Annotated in this window: 21 protein-coding genes; 8 read left to right on the top strand and 13 right to left on the bottom strand. The window is 65.1% G+C overall.

Going from position 1 to position 24,946, the window contains the following annotated elements; all coding sequences use genetic code 11:
- Positions 1-9: 9 nt before the first annotated feature.
- The 5 genes from PEP31012_RS07835 to PEP31012_RS07815 all read right to left on the bottom strand — a co-directional run bounded on the left by PEP31012_RS07835 (position 10) and on the right by PEP31012_RS07815 (position 4,676).
- Positions 10-711, bottom strand: a complete 702-nt coding sequence (locus PEP31012_RS07835) for an ABC transporter ATP-binding protein (RefSeq protein WP_150588736.1) — start codon at positions 709-711, stop codon at positions 10-12.
- The gene (locus tag PEP31012_RS07830; protein ID WP_150588735.1) at positions 708-1,475 is read right to left on the bottom strand and encodes an ABC transporter ATP-binding protein; all 768 of its coding nucleotides are present in this window, start codon (positions 1,473-1,475) and stop codon (positions 708-710) included. The genes PEP31012_RS07835 and PEP31012_RS07830 overlap by 4 nt, the downstream gene beginning before the upstream one ends.
- Entirely contained in the window at positions 1,472-2,461 is a 990-nt protein-coding gene (locus tag PEP31012_RS07825; protein WP_150588734.1) for a branched-chain amino acid ABC transporter permease, read from the bottom strand. Before PEP31012_RS07825 ends, PEP31012_RS07830 begins: the two co-directional genes overlap by 4 nt.
- A complete protein-coding gene (locus tag PEP31012_RS07820) occupies positions 2,461-3,318 on the bottom strand; it encodes a branched-chain amino acid ABC transporter permease (RefSeq protein WP_150588733.1) in 858 nt (285 codons plus the stop codon). Before PEP31012_RS07820 ends, PEP31012_RS07825 begins: the two co-directional genes overlap by 1 nt.
- Positions 3,319-3,470: 152 nt before the next feature.
- Positions 3,471-4,676 carry an ABC transporter substrate-binding protein gene (locus tag PEP31012_RS07815; protein WP_150588732.1) on the bottom strand — a complete coding sequence of 402 codons (1,206 nt, stop codon included), beginning with the start codon at positions 4,674-4,676 and terminating at the stop codon, positions 3,471-3,473.
- A gap of 326 nt (positions 4,677-5,002) precedes the next feature.
- Here PEP31012_RS07815 and PEP31012_RS07810 point away from each other — a divergent pair, with 326 nt between their 5' ends.
- Entirely contained in the window at positions 5,003-6,034 is a 1,032-nt protein-coding gene (locus PEP31012_RS07810; RefSeq protein ID WP_425494930.1) for a FadR/GntR family transcriptional regulator, read from the top strand.
- Between the two features lie 42 nt (positions 6,035-6,076).
- Here the strand turns inward: PEP31012_RS07810 and PEP31012_RS07805 are convergent, their stop codons facing one another.
- The 3 genes from PEP31012_RS07805 to PEP31012_RS07795 form a co-directional block, all read right to left on the bottom strand.
- The gene (locus PEP31012_RS07805) at positions 6,077-7,156 is read right to left on the bottom strand and encodes an agmatine deiminase family protein (protein ID WP_150588730.1); all 1,080 of its coding nucleotides are present in this window, start codon (positions 7,154-7,156) and stop codon (positions 6,077-6,079) included.
- Between the two features lie 64 nt (positions 7,157-7,220).
- A complete protein-coding gene (locus PEP31012_RS07800) occupies positions 7,221-7,808 on the bottom strand; it encodes a molybdopterin-dependent oxidoreductase (RefSeq protein WP_150588729.1) in 588 nt (195 codons plus the stop codon).
- A gap of 142 nt (positions 7,809-7,950) precedes the next feature.
- Entirely contained in the window at positions 7,951-11,637 is a 3,687-nt protein-coding gene (locus tag PEP31012_RS07795) for an AfsR/SARP family transcriptional regulator (protein WP_174978147.1), read from the bottom strand.
- Between the two features lie 684 nt (positions 11,638-12,321).
- On the opposite strand from PEP31012_RS07795, the gene PEP31012_RS07790 reads away from it, so the two are divergent.
- A complete protein-coding gene (locus PEP31012_RS07790; RefSeq protein WP_150588727.1) occupies positions 12,322-14,592 on the top strand; it encodes a TonB-dependent receptor in 2,271 nt (756 codons plus the stop codon).
- A gap of 15 nt (positions 14,593-14,607) precedes the next feature.
- On the top strand, positions 14,608-15,294 hold the full coding sequence (locus PEP31012_RS07785) for a Fe2+-dependent dioxygenase (RefSeq protein WP_150588726.1): 687 nt from the start codon (positions 14,608-14,610) through the stop codon (positions 15,292-15,294).
- A gap of 71 nt (positions 15,295-15,365) precedes the next feature.
- Here the strand turns inward: PEP31012_RS07785 and PEP31012_RS07780 are convergent, their stop codons facing one another.
- Positions 15,366-15,926, bottom strand: a complete 561-nt coding sequence (locus PEP31012_RS07780; RefSeq protein WP_150588725.1) for a Spy/CpxP family protein refolding chaperone — start codon at positions 15,924-15,926, stop codon at positions 15,366-15,368.
- 222 nt (positions 15,927-16,148) lie between these two features.
- Positions 16,149-16,556 carry a DoxX family protein gene (locus PEP31012_RS07775; RefSeq protein WP_150588724.1) on the bottom strand — a complete coding sequence of 136 codons (408 nt, stop codon included), beginning with the start codon at positions 16,554-16,556 and terminating at the stop codon, positions 16,149-16,151.
- 383 nt (positions 16,557-16,939) lie between these two features.
- Here PEP31012_RS07775 and PEP31012_RS07770 point away from each other — a divergent pair, with 383 nt between their 5' ends.
- Both PEP31012_RS07770 and PEP31012_RS07765 read left to right on the top strand, forming a co-directional pair.
- Positions 16,940-17,527, top strand: coding sequence for a hypothetical protein (locus PEP31012_RS07770; protein WP_246171179.1), 588 nt, complete (start codon positions 16,940-16,942; stop codon positions 17,525-17,527).
- A 137-nt stretch (positions 17,528-17,664) separates the two neighbouring features.
- Positions 17,665-18,066 (top strand): PaaI family thioesterase, encoded by a 402-nt coding sequence (locus PEP31012_RS07765; RefSeq protein WP_150588722.1) that lies wholly within the window; start codon positions 17,665-17,667, stop codon positions 18,064-18,066.
- Between the two features lie 147 nt (positions 18,067-18,213).
- On the opposite strand, the gene PEP31012_RS07760 is transcribed toward PEP31012_RS07765, so the two are convergent.
- Positions 18,214-19,224 carry a D-2-hydroxyacid dehydrogenase family protein gene (locus tag PEP31012_RS07760; protein WP_150588721.1) on the bottom strand — a complete coding sequence of 337 codons (1,011 nt, stop codon included), beginning with the start codon at positions 19,222-19,224 and terminating at the stop codon, positions 18,214-18,216.
- 537 nt (positions 19,225-19,761) lie between these two features.
- On the opposite strand from PEP31012_RS07760, the gene PEP31012_RS07755 reads away from it, so the two are divergent.
- The 3 genes from PEP31012_RS07755 to PEP31012_RS07745 all read left to right on the top strand — a co-directional run bounded on the left by PEP31012_RS07755 (position 19,762) and on the right by PEP31012_RS07745 (position 22,552).
- On the top strand, positions 19,762-21,648 hold the full coding sequence (locus PEP31012_RS07755) for a phosphoenolpyruvate carboxykinase (GTP) (RefSeq protein WP_246171178.1): 1,887 nt from the start codon (positions 19,762-19,764) through the stop codon (positions 21,646-21,648).
- A gap of 253 nt (positions 21,649-21,901) precedes the next feature.
- Complete coding sequence (locus tag PEP31012_RS07750) at positions 21,902-22,102, top strand: DNA-binding protein (RefSeq protein WP_130024507.1); 201 nt, start codon at positions 21,902-21,904, stop codon at positions 22,100-22,102.
- Positions 22,103-22,117: 15 nt separating this feature from the next.
- The gene (locus tag PEP31012_RS07745) at positions 22,118-22,552 is read left to right on the top strand and encodes a type II toxin-antitoxin system VapC family toxin (protein WP_150588720.1); all 435 of its coding nucleotides are present in this window, start codon (positions 22,118-22,120) and stop codon (positions 22,550-22,552) included.
- 80 nt (positions 22,553-22,632) lie between these two features.
- Here PEP31012_RS07745 and PEP31012_RS07740 read toward each other — a convergent pair whose 3' ends face one another.
- Entirely contained in the window at positions 22,633-23,265 is a 633-nt protein-coding gene (locus tag PEP31012_RS07740) for a response regulator (protein ID WP_150588719.1), read from the bottom strand.
- Positions 23,262-24,647, bottom strand: coding sequence for a cache domain-containing protein (locus PEP31012_RS07735; protein WP_150588718.1), 1,386 nt, complete (start codon positions 24,645-24,647; stop codon positions 23,262-23,264). The genes PEP31012_RS07740 and PEP31012_RS07735 overlap by 4 nt, the downstream gene beginning before the upstream one ends.
- Between the last annotated feature and the right edge of the window lie 299 nt (positions 24,648-24,946).

Raw genomic sequence — 24,946 nt, 5'->3', positions numbered from 1 at the left:
TCGGGCGGCTCAAGCCACGCCCACGCCGAGGTAACGGTCCTTGACGACCTCGTCGGCGAGAAACGCAGCGTTGTCCGCGCCGTACACGATCACGCCTTGCTCGACGATGTAATGCCGGTCGGCGAGCTGTGTGCAGACCTCCAGATTCTGTTCGACGAGCAGGATCGCGACGCCCGCTTGCTTGATGAGCTTCAACTGCGCCACGATCTCCTCGACGATCACCGGGGCGAGTCCTTCGACCGGCTCGTCGAGCATGAGCAGGCGCGGGTGATTCATCAGCGCACGTCCGATGGCCAGCATCTGCTGCTCGCCGCCGGAGAGTTGCGCGCCGCCGTTCTTGCGGCGCTCCTGCAACCGCGGAAAGATGCGATAGATGTCGGCAAGCTGCCACGGCGAATCGCGGCGCGCACCGAGCTTGAGGTTCTCCTCGACGGTGAGCAACTTGAAGATGCCGCGATGCTCGGGCACGAAACACACGCCGCGCGCGGCAATGCGATGCGCGGGCTGTCCGGCGACGGGCTTGCCCAGAAACGCGATGCTGCCGGCCTTGGGCGGCACGACGCCCGCAATCGTCTTGAGCGTGGTCGACTTGCCCGCGCCGTTGCGCCCGAGCAGCGTGACGAGTTCGCCGTCGCCCACGCGCAGCGAGACGCCCTGCAGGATGTGACTCTTGCCGTAATAGCTGTGAATGCCTTCCACGTCGAGGATCATGCGCGGCCTCCGGTGATCATGTTGCCGAGATAGGCGGCGCGCACCCGTTCGTCGGCACGAATGGCGTCCGGCTTGCCTTCGACGAGCACGCGGCCTTGCTGCATCACGGTGATGGTGTCGGAGATGTCCATCACGATATTCATGTTGTGTTCGATGAGCACGACGGTGTGATCGTCGCGCAGACCGCGGATGAGTTGCTTCATGTCGTCGAGATCGTCGATGCCCATGCCTGACGTCGGCTCATCGAGGAAGATCGCCTTGGGACGCGCCGCGAGCGCCATGCCCACCTCGAGACGGCGTTGCTGCCCGTGCGAGAGCGCGCCCGCCGCCGTGCCGGCATGACGTGTGAGCGCGAGGCGCGTGAGTACGTCGTCGACGACGGACGCGCAGGCCCGCGGGCCGTCCGCCTTGCGCCAGCATGAGAGCGCGCGGCGCGGCGTCACGCCCAGCGCGGCGAGCCGCAGGTTCTCGCGCACCGACAGATTCTGAAAGAGCGCAGTGACTTGAAACGAGCGCGCGATGCCGCGTTGCACGCGCCGGTAATCGGCTTCGGTGGTGACGTCGTGACCATCGAACAGGATGCGTCCGCCCGAGACCGGTACCGTGCCGGTGAGCATGTGAAACAGCGTAGTCTTGCCCGCGCCGTTCGGGCCGATGACCGAGTGCACAGTGCGCGGGGCCACACGCAGATCGACGCCGTGCAGCGCGGTGAATTTGCCGTAGCGTTTGACGATGCCGGCGGCTTCGATGAGAGCGTCGCTCATGTCGGGTCTCCCTGCGTATCCAGTTTGCCGTCGTGCTCGTCGTGCTTGCCGGTGATGCGATACCACAACGATTCGCCAACGCCCCACAGGCCGCGATGCATGAACAGACTCACCGCGATGAGCAGCAGGCCGAGCAACAGCAGCCAGCGCGGCCACAGCGTGGAGAGCCAATCGGCGGCGAGCACATAGAACGCGGCGCCCAGCACCGAGGCGAAGAGATTGCCCGTCCCGCCGATGACCGTCATCACGAGGATCATTTCGCTCGAGTGGTACTCGATGTTGGACAGCGGTGCGATGCCCGTCATGAGCGCGTGCAACGCGCCCGCCAGCGCCGTGACGGCGCCGGAGATGGCGAAGGCCACGAGCTTGAACGTCTTCACGTGATAGCCGATGGCGGCCGCGCGGGCTTCGTTGTCGCGAATGGCGAGCAGCGTGCGGCCGAACACGGAATCGGCCACGCGCAACAGCACCGCGAAGACGATCAGGAAAACGACGGCGACGAAGGTGTAGTACTGCCAGGGCGTCTCGAGCGGGATCAGCGTCTTGCCGCCCAGCGCGAGCGACTGACGCGGGATGTCGAGCAGCCCGTTGTCGCCGCCGGTCCAGTCCGTCGCGGTGTAGGCAAGGAAGTAGAACATCTGCGCGCAGGCCAGCGTGAGCATCACGAAGTAGGTGCCCTTCTGCCGGATCGCAAAGCTGCCGACGATGGCTGCGACCCCGGCGCCCAACACGATCGATGCGACGACGGCGAGCGGCATGGGCAGCGCCCAGCGCGTGAGCAGGATGCCGAGCGTGTAGCTGCCCAGGCCGAAGAAGATGCCCTGGCCGAACGAGAGCAGTCCGGTGTAGCCGAGCAGCAGATTGCAGCCGAGCGCGGCCAGCGCGTAGACGAGCACTTCGGTCGCGAGCGTGCCCGAGGACAGCGTGACAGGCAGGATCAGCGTGACGGCGGCGGCGAGCAGCCAAAAACGGTAACGTACCAGCATCATCCCCTCCCGAGCAGGCCGTGCGGACGCATGAGCAGCACCGCCGCCATCGCCACGTAGATCATCAGTCGTGCGCCTTCCGGCCAGATCGTGCTCATCAGACTTTGCACGATGCCGATCACGAGACCGCCCACAAGCGCGCCTGCGAAACTGCCCATGCCGCCGATGACGACCACCACGAAGGCGATGCCCAGCGCCTCGATACCCATGAACGGGTCGACACCGCGCACCGGCGCCGCCAACACCCCGGCCAACGCGGCGGTGCCGGCGCCGAGCGCGAACGCAAGGCTGAACACCCGGAACACGTTGATGCCGAGCAGCGACACCATTTCTGACGACTCGCTGCCCGCGCGCACCGCACTGCCCAGGCGCGTGCCTTCGAGCAGCCACCAGAGCACGGCGGCGAACACGGCGGTGAAGCCGATGAGGAAGAGTCGATACTTCGGATAAATGAAGCTGCCCCACATCACCACGCCGTTGAGCGCCGCGGGTACGGCGACGTTATCGCCGAGCGGGCCCCAGATGATGATGACCAGTTCCTGCACGACGAGCGCCAGGCCGACCGTGACGAGGATGTGGAATTCGTGCGCTTTCTCGTAGATGCGCGAGAGCAGCAGCTTCTCGGCAATCCAGGCGAGGGCGCCGACGACGATCGGGCAGACGATCAGCGCGAGCCAGAAAGACAGGCCCCATTGCATGGCCTGGTAGCAGCAATATGCGCCGAGCACATAGAAGGCGCCGTGCGCGAAATTCACGAAGCGCAGCAGGCCGAAGATGATCGACAACCCGACGGCGAGCAGGAAGTACAGCATCCCGATCCCGATGCCGTTGATGACCTGCAGAAAATAGACGTTCATGCGCGTCCCGAAGAGCTTGGGTGGACGTGGAGCACCGTGTGCCGTCCGGCTTTCGCCGCGCGGCACAGACGACACTTGCGGGGACGGCCAGGTGTCCCCGCGAGCGACACGGTGTGAGCATTCGCGCAGCGGCGGCGCGCTGCGCTACCGGCTCAGGTCAGCTTGCACTCGGTCTTGTCGAGCGGCAGGAACGATTTCCCTGCGCTGACAATGTCGGCGAAGTCGTCGGCGTTGCGCATCTTCGACTTGGGCTTGCCCTTGAGCAGATAGTAGTTCTTGAGCACCTGGTGGTCGCCCTTGCGGATTTCTTCCGGCCCCGTGAGCCCGTCGTACTTCATGCCTTCCATCGCGGCGATGACGGCCTTCGGATCGGCGCTGCCGGCCTTGATCATACCGTCGAGCATGAGCTTCGTGCAGATGTACGAGCCCGCGAGGCTGTAGTTCGGGTTCTGCTTGAAGCGCGCCTGCGTGCGCTTGACGAGATCGAGGTTCAGCGGCGAGGCGACCGCATGCCAGTACTGTGCGCCAAAATACACGCCGTCGCACAGATCGGCGCCGAGCGTCTCGAACTGCTCAAGGCCGGAGGCCCACGCCATCAGGATCGTGCAGTTGTTCTTCATGCCGAAGCTCACCGCCTGACGCAGCGTGTCGGACGATTGCGAGCCGAAGTTCAGGAGCAGCAGCACGTCGGGCTTGGCGGCGACCGCGTTCGTGAGATAGCCCGAAAATTCCTTCTCCGACAGCGAGTGATAGCTGTTGCCGACGTGCTCGATACCTTTTTCCTTGAAGACGTTCTTCGCGGCTGTGAGCAAGCCTTCGCCGAACACGTATTGCGGCGTGATCGTGTACCAGCGCTTGGCCTTGGGCATCGATTCGATGAGCGGGCGCACCGTTTGCTCGATGGCGCCGAAGGTCGGCACCGACCAGCGGAACGTGGCGCTGTTGCAGTCCTTGCCCGTGATTTCGTCAGCGCCCGCCGTCGTGATGAAAATGCCGCCGGCCTTCTCGACTTCCTTGCCCATGGCCAGTGCTTCGGACGACAGAATGCCGCCTGCGAAGAAGCGAGCACCCTTCTGTTGCGCGATTTCCTGCACGCGTCGGATGGCCGTGGCGGGCTTGCCTTCGGTATCGAGGGTCGTATAGGCGAGCGGGCGACCAACCACCTTGCCGTACTGCTCGACGATGAGCTTCATGCCCAGATCGGCAAACTTGCCGTTGGCCGCGAACGGGCCCGACATCGGTACCGGGCACGCCAACTGGATGGCGCCGGTGGTTTGCGCGAACACATCGCGCGTGGTGATCAAGGAGGCAGGCAGAGACGCCGCAGCGGCGAGCTTCAACAGTTCACGACGATTCAATTGGATCTCCAGGGAAGGGAGCAATCGTTCATGGGGTGCAAACGTGCAGCGCGTCACACGCTGACCGGCCAGCGGTCTGAAAAAATCGATCCGAGGCGGCGACCTGACAGTGACAACCTGCAACGTCCGGGGCCTTATCCCTATCCGTCATATTTATTATGATAAATAGGATGAATTTGATCGTAGGTATAATATTTCGGGGTGTCAATCGGAAAAAATTCTCATCCGGCACCGCCGGTAGAACCCGTTCGCAAGCCTGTCAGTCAGGTGAACCGATCCTTGTGAGGCGCCATATGGCACGAGATGCGCAAACGGTGCGAGAGCCGTTGGAAATCAAACAACAAAAGCGCGGCGATCTGGTCGCCGAAGCCATCAAGCGCCTGATTACGGAGGGCAATTTGCTGCCCGGCGACCGCCTGCCGCGCGAGGTGGAGTTGCAGCAGATGTTCGCGGTGTCGAAGAGCACCATTCGTGAAGCGCTCAAGTCGCTCGAAGTGCAGGGACTCATCAAGGTGAGCACGGGGCCGTCGGGCGGCGGCATGGTGGTGGAAGTGCCGCTCGAGCGCACGTTCCAGCTCATGCAGAACTATCTCTTCTTCAAGGAAGTGAGCATCGACGACATCTACACGGTGCGTCAGTTGCTCGAACCCGAGCTGGCCGCCGGTGCGGTGCCGCATCTGACCGAGGCCGACTTCGACGCGCTGGAGCACAACATGGCCTGTTGCAGTCCCGCGTCGCACGACCGGCGTGAATTGCTGCGCCAGCGTCAGGCCGACATGGACTTTCACGACATTCTCGCGGCGGCCAACCCCAACAGCTTTCTGCGGTTCACCTGCGAACTCGTCAACGAGATGATTCGCCAACTGATTGTGTTCGGCAACGAGACACCGCGACGCGAGCACGAGAAGTTCGGCACGGCGAACGTCGATATCCATCGCCAGATCACCGACGCGGCGCGCGCGGGGGATGCGCAACGCGTACGCGAACTCATGCATCTTCATATGCAGGAGGCGCGCACCTACATCAAACGGATGAACGGGAAGCTGCGCGGTCGACTCATTCTCGATTCGGATATTGTCGACATGCAGCAGCGCGTGCGCTCGCAACTCGGGACGAACGGCGTGCGCGCGCCGGCCGGCGAGGGGAAGCGGGTGGCGAAGCCCACGACGACGCGTGTCGCGACGTCCGCGACGTCCGCGACGAAGGCCGTCGGCAAGTCGGCAGCGAAGCCGAAGGCCACCGGCACGAAAGCCGTTGGCGCAATGGCCAAAACAAAGGCAGATGCGAAGACCGATACAAAGACCGAAGCGGCGACGAAGGCTGCACCCGCGCGCAAACGTCGGACGGTGTCGAGTTAAGGCGAGTCCGGGCCGACCGGGAGTGATGCCCGCGACGACAACTCAGCGCGAGACTGCCGCCGGTTGTTGTTGCGTGCAGCAATGAATCCCACCGCCGCGCCGCGCAATGCCGCGCAGCGGCACCTGCGCGATACGTCGGTCGGGGAACGCCCGCTGCACGATGTCGCGTGCCTGCGCATCGGCCGCCACATCGCCAAACGACGCCATCACTACGCCCCCGTTGGGCAGATAGAAATTCACATACTCCGGAGCGAAGTCGGGATCGTCCGCGACCGCGGTGGGTAGGGCGTCGAAGTCGATGCCGGGCAGCAGGCCGATGTCGAAGTACCGTCCGCAGGCATCGCGCGCGAGGCGCAGTGCCCGCAGGTTTTCCCTCGCCTCACGCGCCCATTCGTCATTCCCGTCATTCCCATCGGCGCCGGTGGCGAGCAATACGCCGGGTCGCACGAAGCTCGCGATGCCGTCGACGTGACCGTCGGTGATCGTGTCCAGCGATGAGCCGGGCAGCCACACGACGTGCGTCACGCCCAGCCAATGACGGAATACGTCTTCCGCCTCGCGACGTGTCAGGCCCGGGTTGCGATTCGGGTTGAGAATCGACGTCTGCGTCACGATCAGCGTGCCCTCGCCATCTACGTGCCACGACCCGCCTTCGGCCACGATCGGCATTGACGTCGTGGCCACGTCGAGCGCTAGCGCGACGCGTTGCGCGAGCTTGGGATCGGCGTCGGGCATCGGCCGGATCTTCCATCCCCAGCCGTTGAAGTTCCAGCGCAGCGCGTGCAGCGACCCGGCGTCGTCGAGCACGAAGGTCGGGCCGGTGTCGCGCATCCAGTGATCGTCGACGGGCATCGGGTGAAGCGTGGCCGCGGCGGGCAGGAGGCGGCGCGCTTCGTCGAGATGAGGGGGGGCGACCGCCACATGCAACGGCTCGAAGTGGGCGATCGCATGGGCCATGCGTCCCAACTCGCCGACGACCTCATGCCGGCGCGCGCCCGACATGACCGAGTGGCTCGGCCACGCCATCCAGCAGGCGGCATGCAGATGCCACTCGGGCGGCATGCACCAGCGACCGACGGCTTTCGCGCGTGTCGCGACAGGCGTGAGGTGAGGTGTCGTCATCGTTCGCTTGACCGTGAGAAATGTGCCACCAGTGTATGGGGCTCACGCTCGGCGTGGGGGGGCGTCAACGCAGCGGGGGTTCGGCCAAATGGACGGAGAGCCGCTTGAGTGCACGTACCTGGCGTAGCGCCACGCGAAAATCGCCCGTCGAAATTAGGCCGATGCCGCCTTCGTCGTCGTCAAGCGGTCGTCCGTCGCGTTCATAGACGACGAGTGCGCCGATGCCCACGGGCGTGTTGTACAGCTCGTGCCACGAGAACATGACGGTGTAGCCGTCGGCGCCTTGCGCCAATATGAAGGCTCGCGTGAAGTCGCGCGCGTGCGGCAGTCGCAGTTGTGCGACGTCGAGCAGTGCACTCAGCCTGACGCCCTTGTATTCGCTGGCGCCGCGCACCGTCCGGCCCGACAGGCAAACGATGTCGAGCGGCCCGGTCAGTTGCGTCGGCAGGCGCATCAGTGCGCAGAGATCGAAGGAATAGCGACGCTTGACGCAGCCGGAGACGACCACTTCCCGCGACACCAACGCGTCGGGCGCGATGGGATCGGTGTGCGCGACAGCGACGGGACTCACCGAGGCGGGCGGCGCACCGGTGGCGGTGAGGCGGGTGTCCGGCGAGGCGCCGGTGGGCACGCGCATGGGGTCGAGAGACATGTCGGTTCGGTGGTTGGGCTTGGGGGCACCGGTCGCCGCAATATAGCGGCCGCGCTCCGCACGGACATATGGCGTGCCTGATAGCGGCTATTCGCGCGGTGCGCGCATGGCCGGCGCAGGCACGCCGCCTGCCGTTGCCCGATCAGCTGCCGTAGCGGGCCGCGCGCAGGATGGGCCGGCGTGCGAAAACGTCGGCGATCACCGCCCGGGCCTCCTGCACGTCGGCGAGGGTCTCGCCGCCTTGCAATGCGTCGAGTGCCTCGCGCAACAGGGCCACGTACTCGGGGTCGCCCGGCGCATTGCCGCCCCCCAGGCGCAACAGGCTGAGCGCCGCGCGCAGGGTGAGCATCGGCGACGCCTGCGCCCGCGCGATCTGCAGCGCGTGTTCGAGCCAAGGACGTACGGCGTCGTCGGGGTGATGGCCCGCGCGAAGAAAGCAACCTTTCTGGCGCAGGAACTCCGCTTGCCAATGGGCATCGCTGCGGCGCACGGTCACGTGGGTGCCACGCTCGGCCGCGTGCAGTCCGAGCGCGATGTCGCCGGTGCCGGCGCATGCCTCCACGAGCAACCCGAAGAAGATGCCTTCCACCCCGCCCATGATTTCGCTCAGGCGTCCTACGCTGTCGGTGATGCGCTCGAGGCCGCTTACGTCGCCGCGCGAGGCGAGCGCCCAGCCGCGAATCGTCTGTCCGGCGAGCGCCCAGAGCGCTACACCCGTTTCCGACGCCACTTCGATGGCCTCGCTCGCCAGCGCTTCGGCGGAGGCCACCTCGCGGCGCAGGCGGCGCAGCATCGCGGCAAACACGAGGGCGAACGAGAAGGAGTAACGGCGACCCTGCTGACGTCCCATCGCCAGCGCCGCTTCGCTGGCCGCGAGCGAGGCGTCGTGCCGCCCCGTGAACCAGTACGCCCACGAGAGGAACGACAGCGCGGTGATGCGGGCGTCTTCGCCCAGCCCGGTGTCGGCGTGTTCGGGACGGTAATGCGCGAGGCTGGTCTCCAGTGCGGTGACCGCGCCGCCGAAGTCGCCGTGGCAGCACAGGCTGTTGCCCAGCGCGTAATACGCGTGCGCGAGCAACGGCGCGGCACCGGCTTGTTCCGCGATGAGAATGAGCTTGCGCGAGAGTTCGATGCTGCGCTCGAAGCCGCTCCACGAACTGGAACCGAGCCACAGTCCCCAGAAGACCGGGAACAGCGCGACGTCGTCCCCCATCGGCTGTGCGAGTGCGAGGGCCGTCTCGAAGTTATGACGCGCCGGCTCCGAGCCATAGCCATGCAGCGACACGAGCGGCACACCGAGCGCCATGCGCAGTGACAACTCGCGCTGCGCGGTCTGCGCAGCGGAACCCGTGCTCCGCAAGACGTCGAGCGCGCTCTGGTAGTGCGCACACGCTTCGCGGAATGCCTGTCGTCCTGTCGCGTACTCCCCCGCGAGACGGTAGTGCTCGATGGCGGCGTCCGGTTCGTCGGCTTGACGGAAGTGCCACGCAAGCACTTCGGGTTCGGTCTGCACGACGGCATGCTCGCGCATGGCGAGGGCGATCCGGCGGTGCGCGTCCTGACGGCGTTCCTGCGGCTGCGCGTCATAAGCGGCCTTGTGCAGGAGCGCGTGGCGGAAAACGTAGCGGCCATTGTCCTGACGCTGCACCAGCGCGCAGGCGACGAGCGTGTCGAGCGCGCGCTCGACCAGCGCCATCGAGCGACCGCTCGCTGCCGCGAGCAGATCGGCCTGAAACGCCGGACCGAGGCACGACGCAAAGTGGGCGACCGGCTTGGCGCTGCCCGCGGCGTCAATGCGAGCCATCATCAGCTCCTGAAGGCTCGCGGGCATGGGCATGGCGCCGGCGGCGGTGCGGGCGCCCTGTTGGGCGGCGGTGGCCCGCGCCAGCTCCTGCAGGAACAGCGGCACGCCCTCGGCCAGATGCACGATGCGCTCGCGCAGGGCGGCGGGCAGGGCCACGCGCGGGGTCGCGGCGCGCACGATGGACGCGGCTGCTCCCGCGTCGAGCGGCGCCAGGTCGATGCGGCGCAAGCCCACGTGATGACGCCACGGTTGTTCGAATTCGGGGCGGGCGCACACCATCAGCAGGCGGCCGTGCGGCGGATTTTCCGCCATGAGCGCAAGCCATTCCAGCGTGGACGGATCGGCCCAGTGGGCGTCGTCGAGCACCAGCACGCCGCCGTCGGGGAGCAACGCGGCGAGCAGGGCAGGGGCTTCGTCGAGCACGGCCTGCTTCCACGCGTGCGGCACATTGCCGTCGGCGTGCATGTTGAACAGGGCGCACAGGCGGCGATGCGCCAGCAGAGCGGGTTGCGGCAGTTGCGCGGCGTCGTCGACCGATTGTGTGCGCAGCCAGCGTGCGATCGGGTGGAACGGCGTGCCTGCGCCGTCCGGTGCGCAGGCCAGTTCGATCGCGCGCAGGCCGCGCGTCTCGACGAAATGCCGCACCAGCGCCGATTTGCCGATGCCGGCCTCGCCGATCACGAGCGCCAGCACCCCGTGTCCGGCGCTGGCGTCGCGCATGGCCGTGTGCACGGCGGTGAGTTCGGCCAGCGTGGCGTCGCGGCCGAAGAGCATGGCCGCGCGACGGCGGGAACGACGCTCCGGCATCGGATCGGGATTGACGCGAAAGACAGGAATCTCGCGATGCGCATGACGCTCGCGCACGCTGCCGTGCGGCGTGGTGGCGATGGCCACGCCGATGAGGCGCTGCGTGGCGTCGCAGATCAGGACTTCACCGGGTAGCGCCATGTCGGCCAACTGCGTGGCCGAGCGCGAGACGCGTCCGCCGGTGTCGGGGCTATCGTCGGCCACCGAGCTGATGACGAGCCCGGTGTGAATGCCCACACCGATGCCGACGCGCGCAGAACTTGCGTGCGCGCAGCGCATGGCGGCTTCGACGGCGTGACGTCCGGCGCCCTCGAGCGCGGTGGGGTACCCGAAATAGCCGAGCAGGCCACCCGTCGGCGTGCGCACCGTATAGCCCCACGACTGGCGCAGGATCGTCTCGCATTGGACGAGTGGCGGGCGCATGGTGCCGACGAGCAGGTCGGGATCGTCGATACCGTTTGGCGCGAATTCGATGGCCACGACGGTCACCTGGCGACGCTCGGGGCCCGTGGCGCGCTGTTCCATGCGTGCAGGGGGTGTCTCAAGCAATTGCGTGAGCGCTTCGCCGGGCAGCTCACCGAGCTCCTCGTCGAGGATCTCGCACAGGCGGCGGTATTCGGTTTCGGCCTCGTCGCGGCGTCCGGCGCGCAGCAGCAGCGCGAGCAGGCATTGCCAGCCCGATTCGTCGAACGGTGCGAGCGCGACGAGCTGGCGGGCATGCGCGAGTGCCTGATCGAGGTCACCCAGACGCGCGTAACCGTCGGCGAGCAGCCTTTCGCCGAAGACGCGGCGGCGTTGATATTCGTCGCGTTGCAGCTCGATCCATTGTTCGAGATCGGGTGTGTCGCGTACCGACAGTCCGTGCAGAAAGGGCCCTTGGTAGAGGGCGACGGCATCGGCCAGATGCTGCAGATGGGCCGCCAGATCCAGGCCCGTCACGGCGTCGAGCGTGCGATGGGCCTGCTCGATCATGCTCGCGAAGACGTGTGCGTCGATCCACAGACCGGTTTCCGGGCGCAGACGCACGACCTGACGATCGGATTCGAAGAGTTCGTCGCCGAGGGTGTCGCGCAGGTGGAAGAGCATGCGCTTGAGCTTGTCGCGGCCTCCCTGACCATCTTCATCGGGCCAGAACAGGTCAGCGAGTGCGCCGCGCGTGTGAAAGCCCGGCTGCAGGGCGAGATAGGCCAGCAGGCCGCGCGCTTTCGTGTATTTCACGGCGCACGCCTGTTTGCCTTGTTCGACCCGCATTGGTCCGAGCAGGTAGAGCGATCTGGTGGCTTGCATTGTCCCTGGACGGCAAATAGGCAGCACCGACGCACACCCGCGAGGGTGGCATCGGCGCGGCGAATTCATGATGTCGTTGAGCCAAACCGACAAACCCGGTGCCTGGCACGGGATGCCATGGGGGCCGGGCCATCGGCAATCTGACGAAACGTCAAGGCCGTTCCGGGGGGGCTCCGGCCGAATGCATGATGTACTGCAGCCCAAAGTATAAACATGTGTCACGAATTCGTCGGCAATACCTGAGGAATTCGCACGATATTGCGGGCGTTGCGCCGTCCCGGCGGGGGCTCGTCGCGCGGGCAACGCCGCTTCTGACCGGGCGTCCGGTGACGGTGCCAGGACGTGACCGCACGTGACCGCACGTGACCGCACGTGACCGCACGTGACCGCACGTGACCGCACGTGACCGCACGTGACCGCACTGTGGCCGCACTGTGGCCGATTTACGTCAATCGCCGCAAAGAGATTGTAATGTAAATCATTCTCATTTATATTCGCGCTCCATGTTGAGGGAGCCGACCGCGAGCAGGGGAGACGTCTGCGTGGGTCTCGGCGCGATTCCTCGGCGTCCTCCCGCCCTTTTCCGACCACAACGCATTTCGAAACCGATCGATCATGATGCAACGAAAGCCTCTGACGGTGGCAATGATGGCCCTCTTCGCCACGCCGTTCGCCGTCACTTACGCCTCGCCCGCCATGGCGCAGAGCACGGTTGCCGTCCCGACCCAGGGCGCGACCCAAAGCAAGACGCCGACGACGACCGAGGCCCCGGCGCAGAGCACGGCGCAAGGCGCGGCACCGGCCGCCACACTTCCGCAGACCGAAGTCTCCGGCACGTCGATTCGTGACGAATACCAGCGTGACATCTCGACCGTCGGCGGCAAGGTGCCTACGGCGATCCGCGACATCCCGCAATCGGTCACCGTGATCGACAAGGCGGTCATGCAGGCGCAGGGCGCCACGTCGTTCGCCGATGCCCTGCGCAATTCGCCGGCCATTACGCTCGGCGGCGCCGAGGGCGGACAGATCGGCAACAACATCAACTTGCGCGGTTTCGCGGCGCGCACCGACATCTACCTCGATGGCTTCCGCGATCGTGGCCAGTACTATCGCGATACGTTCGATCTGGAGGCCATCGAAGTGCTCGAAGGCCCATCCTCGATGCTGTTCGGCCGCGGCTCGACCGGCGGCGTCATCAATCAGGTGAGCAAGCAGGCCAATCTCAAGCCGCTCAATGAAGTCTCCGGCACGATTGGCACGCACGACCAGTATCGCGCCTCGTTCGACCTCAACCATCCGCTCTCGGACACCGCCGCCTTCCGGATCAACGGCTTCGCGCAGGACATTCACACCACGCGCGACGTCATGAACAATCGGGACTGGGGCGTCGCCCCCACGCTGAAGCTGGGCATTGGCACGCCCACGCAGATCACGCTCTCGGCACTCGTCCAGCACAACCGCGACATGGCGGACTATGGCACCGTGGGCTACAACGGCAGTCCGCTGCCGGTCTCGAAGCAACAGTTCTACGGCCTGACGACCGACCGCACGGTGCAGGACGTGATGAGCCTCTCGGCCAAGATCGAGCACAAGGTCGACGACAGCCTGAAGGTCACGAACCAGACGCAGTACAGCCGCTACGTCATTGACGCCATTGAAACCTCGCCGCATGCCGTGGGCATTGCCAACGGCAATGGCGGATTCACGTCGCTGTCCGTCCGCCCGACGGCGGGCGTGCCGTCGTATTCGCTCGATCAGCTCTGGGTGCAGTTGCAGAGCCACGACCGCAAGATCACCGACTCGTCGCTGTTCAACCAGACCGACGTCGTGAAGACGTTCTCGACGGGACCGATCAAGCACACCCTGATCGCCGGCGCGGAGCTCGGACAGGACACGTACGAGAACCAGGCGTATTCGCGCACCGGCGCCGGGCAATCGACGGGCTTCCTCGGCTGGATTCCCGCCAGTAGTACGGCCTACTACGCGAATCTGCCGAATGTGACGACGACCACCGGCAATCTGGCGCAGGGCACAGCACAGACGGTTGCGTTCTACGCGAACGATACGGTCGAACTGAACCGCCACTGGAAGGTCGTGGGCGGCCTGCGGTGGGATCGTTTCAAGGCGCAGCTATCGAATACCGTCAGCTCGCCGGGCTACGCGACGCAAACGGTCAACTACACGAGCGTGCGCACGGGGGTGATCTATCAGCCCAGCGACGCACAGTCGTATTACTTCTCGTACGGCACGTCGTTCAACCCGTCGCTTGAAACGCTGACCGTCACCAACAACACACAAGCCCTGCCGCCCGCGACGAACGAGTCGTTCGAGGTCGGCAGCAAGTGGAACCTGTTCGACGACAACCTGGCGATCAACACCGCGCTGTTCCAGGTCACGCAGGACAATGCGCGCACGCAGACCGGCACGTCGGGCGAATATACGAACGCGGGCAAGGTGCGCATTCGCGGCGCGCAGGTGAGCGCGACGGGCCGCATCACGCCGAACTGGCAGGTGATGGGCGGCTACATGTTCCTGAATTCGGAAGTCGTGCAGGCGAACGACGGCACGCAGGGCAACGTGCTGGCCAACACCCCGCGACATTCGCTGACGCTCTGGTCGACCTATACGCTCGGCCATTGGGAAGTGGGCGGCGGCATGAAGTACATGTCGATGCGCTATGCTGCGAACACGAACCTGATTCGCGTGGGCGGCTACACGCGCTGGGACGCCACGATCGCTTACCATCAGCCGAAATACGACATTCGCCTCAACCTGCTCAACGTGTTCAACAAGACCTACTTCGATGCCCTGGTGCCGTCCGATGGCGGCCGGGCCGCGCCGGGCATCGGGCGCACGGCGCTGCTCACGGGCACTTACCGGTTCTGACGGAGACGCACGCCGATGTTGCTACGCATTCCGAATGCCCTCAGTGCCGAGCAGGTGCGCTGGGTTCGCGCAACGCTCGACAATGCGGGCGACGCTTGGGTCGACGGGCTGGCCACGGCGGGCTATCAGGGCGCGCCCGTCAAGCAGAACCAGCAGATCGACGAGCACTCGGCCGTGGCTCGCGAACTGGGCGACGTGATTCTCGGCGCGCTGGAGCGCAACCCGTTGTTCATCAGTGCGGCGTTACCGAACAAGGTTTATGCGCCGATGTTCAACCGCTACGGCGAAGGCATGCATTTCGGCCATCACGTGGACGGGGCGATTCGTTTGCAGCCGGGTAGCGGCATGCGCATCCGCACCGATATCTCCGCCACACTCTTTCTCGCATCGCCGGATGAGTACGACGGCGGCGAACTGGTGATCGAAGATCAATACGGCGCGCACCAGGTGAAGCTGGCCGCGGGCGACATGGTGCTGTATCCGGCGACCAGCCTGCACCGCGTGAATCCGATTACGCGCGGCACGCGGGTCGGGTGCTTCTTCTGGGTGCAAAGCCTCGTGCGGGATGACACGCAGCGCACGCTGCTCTTCGACATGGACAACGCAATCCAGCGTCTCAATGCGTCGGACGCGGATGAGACCGCGCGGCGCACGCTCGTCGGCTGTTATCACAACCTGCTGCGTCTGTGGAGCGAGACCTGAGCGCCGACGCGCCCCGGGCGGCCCTGCCCGGCGGCGCGCGGCTCGCCCGCATCTGACTTATTGCGCTCAATCTATTGCGCTTGACCGGCCGGCGGTTGCAGCGCCGGGGCGCTCTTGTGCATCGGACCACGATGATGCCTTGCCTTGTCGTGCCAGGCCTTCATCTTGGCCCAGCGCGCCTTGATCGTGGTGCTCACGAGCGTTTTCTGGTCGTTGTTCAGACCGTTGTACACGTTCAACCAGGCATCTTCCGTCTGGCTGCGCAACTGACGGTTCTGATCGAACACCTTCTCGCGGGCGGCGCGCATGCCGGCCAGGTCGAGGATCTTCTGATCCTTCGACTGCGCGATCATCTGGCGGAGCTGCTCGCCGTTCTTGCGCATGGCGTCGTGGTTCTGCTTCGACGTGTTCACGGCCTGCTGCCAGGCTTGTTCCTGCTGCGCGTCGAGTTTCAATTGATCGTGCAGCTTGTGCAGGTTGCCGAGCCCCCAGGGGCCGTGCTCGCCGCGCGTGTGATAAGTCGCGGCGTGCGGTGCCGTGGCCGGTGCCGTTGTGTCGGCGGCGTGGGCGATGCCGAACATCGAGGTGGCGACGAGGATGGCCGACGCGGTGGCGATCTTCAGTTTGCGCATGGTGTTGACTCCCTGTGAATACTGCCGGAATTGGCAGTTTCAGAGTAAGGCATCGCCGCACCGAACTCGTTGCAAAGTGCAACCGGTGTATTACCTGACGTTACCAGCGCCGGGATTCGCAATATTCCGAAACGACTCGGCCCGCCCTTGCCGGGGGTCGACAAGGGCGGGCCGTCATGATCGTCGCGCGACGGTGCGCGCCTGACGTGTGTTGTCGTTCGATCAGTCCAAGGCGCCGCGACCGCCCGACACGCTGTAGCGGCCGGCACCGAAGAGCATCACGCAAACGCCCATGAACAAATAGAAGGCTTGCAGTTCGAGCGACCAGCCGCCGGTCTTCGCGAGATCGCCGAGTTGGTTCAGATGCACCAGCGTGAACGCGACCACCATGTTGCCCACGACGAGCAGGCCACCCAGGCGGGTGAGGACGCCGAGAATCAGCAGTACCGGGGCGAGCAACTCGCCGAGATAGACGCCGTAGGCGAGAAAGCTCGGCAGGCCGTGCGACGTGACCATGCCCTCGATGAAGCCGATCCCGTTGATGACCTTGTTCACGCCGTGAAACAGCAGCAGGATGCCGAGGGTGAGGCGCAGGATCAGTTTGCCGAGATCGTCTCTGGTGCTCTGCATGGGGGAGGCTCCTTCTTGACTCGCGGGTTCGCGTTAGGGGGCTGAGAGGTACGGAATGGCACGCTCGCAAGCGCCGCGTGCCGGCCAAATGGGCACCACTGTATCAAATCGTTACGGCGCTGTCTGCGGATGTCCTAGCGATTTCAGGGACATGGCGCGAATCGGGACAGACGGGCCGATTACAAGCCGTTACTTTTCGGACTGCTCGGTTACACGCTGGCTGTCGGCGCCGCGCTCGCCCACGGCGTTAATCCGCATAAGGACACGGTCATTCGCTGGCAATTCCGCCAACGGCCCGGATCCCCGCCGGTTTCCTGAAGACGCGTCGCCGCATTCGTGTTCAGGCCCATTCAAAGCACTGCAAAGCCAATAAGGATTCCATCATGAACGTCCGTCAAACCATGATTCTGAGCGCCGTAACCCTGGCCCTGGGCGGTGTGTTCGCCTCGCAGGCGTTTGCCCAGACGCCCACGACCGAGACGTCACGCGACGTCGCGCAACAGCAGCGCATCGACAATGGGCTCAAGAGCGGTCAGTTGACGACGAAGGAAGCATCGCGGCTCGAGAAGGGCGAGGCGAAGATCGACCGGATGCAGGCGCACGCCGATCACACCGGCGATACGGCGGCCGAGAAGGCCCGCATTGCCCGCGCCCAGAACATGGAGAGCGCGAAGATCGAGCAGCTCAAGCACAACGACCGGGTGGGGAATCCTGCATCGGCGTCGTCCGAGCGCATGCAGGCCGACGTACAGCGCAATGTCAATCAGGAGAAGCGCATCGCGCAAGGGCAAGCCGCCGGCACGCTGAGCCACCGGCAGGCCGGTAATCTCGAGCGGGGGCAGGCGCATGTCGACGCCGCCGAAGCGCACGCGGGCAAGAACGGTCGCGTGAGCGCGGGCGAGCAGGCCGGCGTGCAGCACCGCGAAAATCACCAGAGCCGTCGGATTCGTCACGACAAGACGAACGGATGAGCGTTCGCTGAGCGTCGTTCGCCTGCATGACCGAGGCGCGTGACCCAAGCGGATGACCCAAGCGCCACCCCTCGCCGGGTGGCGCTTCTGTTTTGGGGCTATCATCGGCGTCACAACGAAACGGGAGGACGCTCAGGATGGAGCTGGTGCAAGCGCAGAAGATGCTCGAAGGACTCGTCTCGCCGTGGGTGCGGCAACTGAATCTGCAGATCGAGGCGACCGGTCCGGAGCAAAGCGAGTTGCGATTGCCGTTTGACGCCGCATTCAAGCATGGTGGCGGCGTGATCTGCGGGCAGGTATTCATGGCCGTGGCCGACACGGCGATGGTGGTGGCCCTCTCGGCTGCGCTCGGCGGCTTCCAGCCGATGACGACGGTCACGCTCAACACGCAGTTCATGCGTCCGGTCACCGAGGGTGATTTGCGCGTGATCGCGCGAATTTTGCGTCGCGGCAAGAACCTGGTGTTCGGCGAGATCGAGATTCTCGACGCGTCGGGCAAGATGGCCGTGCACGCGACGACCACGTACGCGCTGCTGTGAACCGGCGGGCGCGAGGCGACCGGCATCGCTCGCCCCGACATGATGTGCCGTGATGGGCCCGGCATTCGCGCTGGGTCGCCAGGACGGCGAGACCTTCCTGCGACATCGGGACACGATGGCGCAGGCGCCTCGCCGGCGCTGTGGATGTCAGCGCCCGAAGCCGAGCAGGGCGGCCGGGTTCGCGACGTGCGAGCGGTCGCCGTTCAGAAAGTCGACGATGTTCTGGAAGGCCACGCGGAAATACAGCTCGTAGCTTTCACGCTCGACATAGCCGATGTGCGGCGTGCACACGCAATTCTCCAGGCGCAGCAGCGGGTTGCCTTGCAGAATCGGTTCGCTCTCGAAGACGTCGATGGCCGCCATGCCGGGCCGACCCCGGTTGAGCGCCGTGATCAGGGCGTTCTCTTCGACCAGTTCCGCCCGGCTCGTGTTGACGAACAGCGCGGTCGGTTTCATGTGAAGCAGATCATCGAGCTTGACGAGGTGACGCGTCTCGTCGTTCAGGCGCAAGTGCAACGACAGCACGTCGCTTTGCGTGAAAAGTTCTTCCTTGCTGTTCGCCACGCGCACGCCATCGGCGGCTGCGGCTTCGCGCGATCCCTCGCGGCCCCATACCATCACTTCCATGCCGAACGCGCGGCCGTAGCCCGCCACGAGACGGCCGATCTTGCCGTAGCCCCAGAGGCCGAGCGTCTGGCCGCGCAGCACCTGACCCAACCCGAAGTTCGCTGGCATGCTCGACGATTTCAGGCCGGACTGCTGCCAGGCGCCGTGCTTGAGGCTGGAGACATATTGAGGAATGCGACGCTGGGCGGCCATGATCAGTGCCCAGGTGAGTTCGGCCGGCGCGGTCGCTGAGCCGACGCCCTCGAGCACCGCCACACCGCGTGCGGTACAGGCGTCGATGTCGATGTGCGCGCCGGCGCGCCCGGTCTGGCTGATGACGCGCAGACGCGGCAGTTTGTCGATGAGCTGGGCGGTGATGGCGGTGCGCTCGCGAATCAGCACGAGGACTTCCGCTTCGCCGACGCGGGCAGCGAGTTGCCCGACGCCCTTGACCGTATTGTTGAAGACCTTGACGTCATGACCGGCCAGCAGGGAGAAGCAGTCGAGCTTGCGAACGGCGTCCTGATAGTCGTCGAGAATGGCAATTTTCATGGCAAAACGTAATCGGATCGGCGCAGGACGGCGAGCGTTCTGCGCAGGCGGAACATGAGTCGGAGGCCGCCGACAGGGGCAGTGATTGTCGGGGCAACCCCGCGCCGGCCTTGTTGCGACGCAGCACCGGCGCGACTGGCGCGGTGGTATGCTGACGCCTCGTTTTGCATAGTATGGCAGGTGTCCTGGCAACCATGGCGAAACCGCCTCAACACGATGGCAAAAAATCGAACCCACCCCGCAAAAGCAAGTCGGACCCGGTGAGCGAGACGCCTGCTGCGCACGTATCGGTGCGCGTGTTGCCCCCTGCCTTCTCGCGTGTGGTTTTGCGTGTGTCGCAAGCGACACAACACGCGCCCAATTTCGTGCGGCCCGTGCCTGCGTGCGCCTCGATGTTCAGCGCACGCGGTGATCGCCGGGGCTATCCTGCCCGACCGGTATCCCCAACCGGAAGGGTTGCCCGGCGATTCGAGGTGCCTGCGCGATGCACGCACGGCGCCTGCCCCGATTTCCCGACTCTGCATGGAGACAACCCCCATGACGCAAGCCAGTGTGGGCGCCAGCGCGCTCAACGCCTCCTCCTCGTCCAATGTCGCAACCCGTGATTTGCCCGCCTGGGTGCGTCATCGCAAGCTGATCGACTGGGTGTCGCACATCGCCGCGATCACCCAGCCCGAGCGCGTCGTCTGGTGCGACGGCTCGCAGGAGGAATATGACCGTCTGTGCGAGCAGATGGTGGCCGCCGGCACGATGAAGCGGCTCAACCCGGCCAAGCGCCCAAACTCGTTTCTCGCGCTGTCCGATCCGTCGGACGTCGCCCGGGTGGAAGACCGCACGTTCATCTGTAGCGAAACCCGCGAAGACGCCGGTCCGACCAATCACTGGGTCGATCCGCGTGAAATGCGCACGACGCTCGATGGCCTGTTCCAGGGCTGCATGCGCGGTCGCACGATGTATGTCGTGCCGTTCTCGATGGGCCCGCTCGGCTCGCCGATCGCCCATATCGGCGTGGAATTGTCCGACACGCCTTACGTGGCCGTGAACATGCGCATCATGACGCGCATGGGCCGTGCCGTGTACGACGTGCTGGGCACCGACGGCGAGTTCGTGCCGTGCGTGCACACGGTCGGCAAGCCGCTCGCCGCCGGCGAGCAGGACGTGGCATGGCCGTGCAACAACACGAAGTACATCGTTCACTTCCCGGAAACCCGCGAAATCTGGAGCTATGGTTCGGGCTACGGCGGCAATGCGCTGCTTGGCAAGAAGTGCTTCGCGCTGCGCATCGCGTCGACGATGGGCCGCGACGAAGGCTGGCTGGCCGAACATATGCTGATCCTGGGCGTGACGTCGCCCGAGGGCAGGAAATATCACGTCGCGGCGGCATTCCCGTCGGCCTGCGGCAAGACCAACTTCGCCATGCTGATTCCGCCGAAGGGTTTTGACGGATGGAAGGTCGAGACCATTGGCGACGACATTGCCTGGATCAAGCCGGGTAAGGACGGCCGTCTGTACGCGATCAACCCGGAAGCCGGCTTCTTCGGCGTGGCGCCGGGCACGAGTGAGAAGACCAATCCGAACGCGCTGGCGACGCTTGGCGAAAACGTCATCTTCACCAACGTGGCCCTGACCGACGACGGCGACGTGTGGTGGGAAGGCCTGACCGATACGCCGCCCGCGCATCTGATTGACTGGCAGGGCAAGGACTGGACACCGGAAAGCGCGAAGGAGACGGGCCGCAAGGCAGCGCATCCGAATTCGCGTTTCACGGCACCGGCCTCGCAATGTCCGTCGATCGATGCCGACTGGGAGAACCCGGCCGGCGTGGCGATCGACGCGTTCATCTTCGGCGGCCGTCGCTCGACGACCGTGCCGCTGGTGACGGAAGCGCGCGACTGGACCGAGGGCGTGTACATGGCCGCGACCATGGGCTCGGAGACGACGGCCGCGGCGGCGGGCCAGCAGGGGGTGGTGCGCCGCGATCCGTTCGCGATGCTGCCGTTCTGCGGCTACAACATGAGCGACTACTTCCAGCACTGGCTCGATACCGGCGCGCATCTCGACAAGCTTGGCGCCGCGTTGCCAAAGATCTACTGCGTGAACTGGTTCCGCAAGGGCGCGGACGGCAAGTTCGTGTGGCCGGGATTTGGCGAGAACATGCGCGTGCTGGCATGGATGCTTGGCCGTATCGATGGCACCGCGCAAGGCGTGGAGAACGCCTTCGGCATCACGCCGCGCTATGAGGATCTGAACTGGAACGGCCTGTCTTTCACGCCGTCGCAGTTCGACGACGTGACCTCGATGGACTCGGCCGCCTGGCACGAAGAGCTGAAGCTCCACACCGACCTGTTCGACACGTTCAATCATCGCCTGCCGCAGGCGCTGCTCGACACGAAGGCCGACATCGAGCGTCGTCTGAAGTCGTGATTTGTCCGATGTTGGACTGACGACGCGCTGACCTCTCGGGCGGCCGGCATCGGCGCTCACTTGGGTGTAGTGCGCACAGCGATCCCACCGAGGGAGACTTCGGTGGGATTTTTGTTGTCTTGTGAGACTTCCGAAAGGCTTGCCAGGCAAGGATCCAGGCGGTTTTCGAAAGGGGTGTGGTGATAGCATTTTCCCTGTTGTTCTGTTCGGACAACGACTTTTCCATTCGGAACCTCAGGAGGCGCTGATGCACATGATGTTGATCGAAGGTATTGACGAACCGCTCATGCGATCGATCCGGTCGCGCGCGGCCATGTATGGGAGAACGCCGGAAGAAGAGGTGCTGACGATTCTGGATAACGTGGCGCGGGTTCCGGGGTTTCGCTCGCTGGGCGAAGCACTGCTGGCCATGCCGAATGTCGGACTGGACAGCGATTTTGAACGTATCAACTAAGGCGACGGGCGTCCGATGTATTTACTCGATACGAACGTTATTAGCGAGTGTCGGAAATGCGGGGGCGGTGACGAAGGGGTTCAGCGCTTTATCCGCCTGACCGATCGTGATCAATCACCACGATTCCTTTCGGTTATCACGCTGGGGGAATTGCAGCGTGGTGTGAAAATCCTTCGGCACCGGAATGATGCGCGACAGGCGGCGCTGATCGAGACATGGCTCGAGAAGCTGAAGCGCGATTACGCGCGCGAGATTTTGCCGGTGGACCAGACGATCTGTAACGTTTGGGCACGTCTGCGCGTGCCCCATTCGGAGCACCCCATCGACAAGTTGATCGCGGCCACCGCGTTGGTGCATCGACTGGTCGTGGTCACGCGCAACGTCAAGGATTTTTCCAATACCGGTGTGGAGGTATACAACCCGTTTCTGCATGAATCACGCTCGGCGTGAGCCGCCTTAAGGTCGACCGACTCATCCGCGCCCGCGCGCCCCACGATCGACACGCGCCCTGCGCACGCCCCGCATGCGACCTACAGCCGATTTTCCACCGCGAACTTGATCAACTCTGCCTGGCCTTCGATGCCGAGCTTGCGTTTGATGTTGAGCCGGTGCGTCTCCACGGTTCGGACCGACAGATCCATCTCCGTGGCAATTTGCTTGTTCGCCAATCCGCGTGCGATCCGCGAGAGGATTTCACGTTCGCGAGGCGTCAGCGAATCGATGGGCGCGTGCGATGTCGAGGCCTGTACCACCCGTGCGGCAATGGCGGCGCTGTAGTACGAATCGCCGCGCGCCACGCGTTCGATGGCAGTCACGATCTCATGAGCGGGGGCGTCCTTGAGCACATAGCCGCGCGCGCCGGCACGCACGGCCTGCCGCACATATTCGGCGTTGTCGTGCATCGAGAGAATCAATACGGCGATGTGCGGAAACTGCTCGCGAAACTGTGCCGTCAGCTCGATGCCGTTTGTGCCGCGCATGCTGATGTCCATCAGCGCGAGATCCGGCGACGCCGTCTTCGCCCGCGTGAGCGCTTCCTGCGCATTGCCCGCTTCGCCGACGACTTGCAGGTTGGGCGAAGCGTCGAAGCGGGCGCGCAGTCCGTCGCGCACGAGTGGGTGATCGTCGATCAGGAGCAGTCGAATGGGATGCGCTTGCGTCATGGGCGTGAGGTTGCACGAAGCGCCGCTTTCGCGGCAGCGGGCGTGAGGGGCACCCACGCGTTGATGGTGGTAAGGCCGGGCCACGACTGAATACCGAGCACGCCGCCAACGGCGTCGAGCCGCTCCCGCATGTTGCGAAGGCCGATGCCATGGCTGGGGTTGTGATGCACGTCGGTGACATCGAAGCCGCGGCCGTCGTCGGCAATCGACAGGTGAATGCCGTCAGGTTTGAACCTCAGCAGGATCGAGACGCGCGACGCGTGCGCATGGCGCTCGATGTTGGTCAGGGCTTCCTGCGCAATGCGATAGAGCATCGTCTTGATGTTGTCGTCCAGCACGGGCGCGTCGCCTTCGACTTGCATCTCGACCGGCAGGCCCGCATGCGAGCCGAATTCCCGCGCGAGCTGGTCGATGGCCGCGGCCAGGCCGAGATCGTCGAGCATGGCCGGGCGCAGCGCCTGCGAAATGCGCCGCACTTCCCCGAGCGTGCCGTTCAACCGATCGATGGCCACGCCCAGCGCGGTGCTGGCGGCGGCGGGCGAACCGGGAAGGCGCATCGACGCCGACTCGAGCAGTAACTTGACCGACACCAGCAACTGGCTGATGCCGTCGTGCAACTCGCGCGAGATGCGCGCGCGCTCGAGTTCCTGCGACTCCACCACCTGACGCGCCAGTTGGCGCAACTTCGCATCGGCGGTCTTGAGTTCGCTGATGTTCACGGCAAGCCCGCACAAGGCCACGATCGCCAGGCACGAGGACGCGATGAGGGTGATCCAGATCAGCGTGCGGTCGATGTTCGCCTGGGCGCGGTCGTCCGACTCGCGCAGCGTGGCTTCGACGTCGTCGAGATAAATCCCGGTGCCGATCATCCAGTTCCAGCGCGGCAGGGCCACCACGTAGCCGAGCTTGGGCGCCATCTGGTGCAGCGACGGTTTTTCCCACGGATATTGCACGTAGCCGCCACCGGCGCGTGCCGCCGCGATCAGGCGCTGGATCGTGGGCGCGCCCGACGCGTCCTTGAGCGACCAGAGGTTGTGGCCGACCAGCTCGGGTTGGCGCGGATGCATCAGGCTGCGGCCTTCGAGATCGTAGACGAAGAAGTAGCCGTCCTTGCCGAACTCCAGACGGGCGAGGATGGCGAGGGCGGCCTCGCGGGCGGCGGGCGTGTCGGGGCCGTCGTACAGCGGCTGGATGGCGTTGCGCGCAAGGCCCACGTAATGCAGCAGCTCCGCCCGCTTGTTGGCCAGCGACGTGGTTTGCACGGCGTCGTGCTGCGCGCGCGAAAGCTCGTTGCCCTGGTGTCGCACCGCCAACGCGATGGCGACCATCGCCAAGGCCACCGGCAGCAACGCCAGGACGAAAAATTTCTGTCGGAGATTCATGACATTCGGAAAGCTGCAGTGCCGCGTTTCAGGCAGCTTCGCTACGTAGTAGCACGTAGCGAGGCTGCGTAGTTCCGCGCTTGTGGCGGGGCGGGCAAACGCCAATACTACACGCCGAATCGTGGCCGGGGCAGACGAGTGTAACTCGCCAGCGTCTCGCCGGTGTTGCGTCAGGTCGGATGTCCGCATGCCGATGGACTGCGCAATTGCGCCCTCCCTCACTGAGCACAGACCCCCGAAAGAGGGGCGCGCGCAGTGAGCCACGTTCGACGGCGCTGTCATGGCGCCGCGTCAAGAGG

Source organism: Pandoraea eparura, assembly GCF_902459725.1.
Lineage (GTDB): Bacteria > Pseudomonadota > Gammaproteobacteria > Burkholderiales > Burkholderiaceae > Pandoraea > Pandoraea eparura.
This window is presented reverse-complemented; position numbering and strand designations above follow the sequence as displayed.

What these genes read in the sequence shown, in the direction of transcription:
- PEP31012_RS07835 (WP_150588736.1), bottom strand. Translation starts at nt 711, where the DNA reads ATGATCCTCGACGTGGAAGGCATTCACAGCTATTACGGCAAGAGTCAC.
- PEP31012_RS07830 (WP_150588735.1), bottom strand. Translation starts at nt 1,475, where the DNA reads ATGAGCGACGCTCTCATCGAAGCCGCCGGCATCGTCAAACGCTACGGC.
- PEP31012_RS07825 (WP_150588734.1), bottom strand. Translation starts at nt 2,461, where the DNA reads ATGCTGGTACGTTACCGTTTTTGGCTGCTCGCCGCCGCCGTCACGCTG.
- PEP31012_RS07820 (WP_150588733.1), bottom strand. Translation starts at nt 3,318, where the DNA reads ATGAACGTCTATTTTCTGCAGGTCATCAACGGCATCGGGATCGGGATG.
- PEP31012_RS07805 (WP_150588730.1), bottom strand. Translation starts at nt 7,156, where the DNA reads ATGACGACACCTCACCTCACGCCTGTCGCGACACGCGCGAAAGCCGTC.
- PEP31012_RS07800 (WP_150588729.1), bottom strand. Translation starts at nt 7,808, where the DNA reads ATGTCTCTCGACCCCATGCGCGTGCCCACCGGCGCCTCGCCGGACACC.
- PEP31012_RS07790 (WP_150588727.1), top strand. Translation starts at nt 12,322, where the DNA reads ATGATGCAACGAAAGCCTCTGACGGTGGCAATGATGGCCCTCTTCGCC.
- PEP31012_RS07785 (WP_150588726.1), top strand. Translation starts at nt 14,608, where the DNA reads ATGTTGCTACGCATTCCGAATGCCCTCAGTGCCGAGCAGGTGCGCTGG.
- PEP31012_RS07780 (WP_150588725.1), bottom strand. Translation starts at nt 15,926, where the DNA reads ATGCGCAAACTGAAGATCGCCACCGCGTCGGCCATCCTCGTCGCCACC.
- PEP31012_RS07775 (WP_150588724.1), bottom strand. Translation starts at nt 16,556, where the DNA reads ATGCAGAGCACCAGAGACGATCTCGGCAAACTGATCCTGCGCCTCACC.
- PEP31012_RS07770 (WP_246171179.1), top strand. Translation starts at nt 16,940, where the DNA reads ATGAACGTCCGTCAAACCATGATTCTGAGCGCCGTAACCCTGGCCCTG.
- PEP31012_RS07765 (WP_150588722.1), top strand. Translation starts at nt 17,665, where the DNA reads ATGGAGCTGGTGCAAGCGCAGAAGATGCTCGAAGGACTCGTCTCGCCG.
- PEP31012_RS07760 (WP_150588721.1), bottom strand. Translation starts at nt 19,224, where the DNA reads ATGAAAATTGCCATTCTCGACGACTATCAGGACGCCGTTCGCAAGCTC.
- PEP31012_RS07755 (WP_246171178.1), top strand. Translation starts at nt 19,762, where the DNA reads ATGACGCAAGCCAGTGTGGGCGCCAGCGCGCTCAACGCCTCCTCCTCG.
- PEP31012_RS07750 (WP_130024507.1), top strand. Translation starts at nt 21,902, where the DNA reads ATGATGTTGATCGAAGGTATTGACGAACCGCTCATGCGATCGATCCGG.
- PEP31012_RS07745 (WP_150588720.1), top strand. Translation starts at nt 22,118, where the DNA reads ATGTATTTACTCGATACGAACGTTATTAGCGAGTGTCGGAAATGCGGG.
- PEP31012_RS07740 (WP_150588719.1), bottom strand. Translation starts at nt 23,265, where the DNA reads ATGACGCAAGCGCATCCCATTCGACTGCTCCTGATCGACGATCACCCA.
- PEP31012_RS07735 (WP_150588718.1), bottom strand. Translation starts at nt 24,647, where the DNA reads ATGAATCTCCGACAGAAATTTTTCGTCCTGGCGTTGCTGCCGGTGGCC.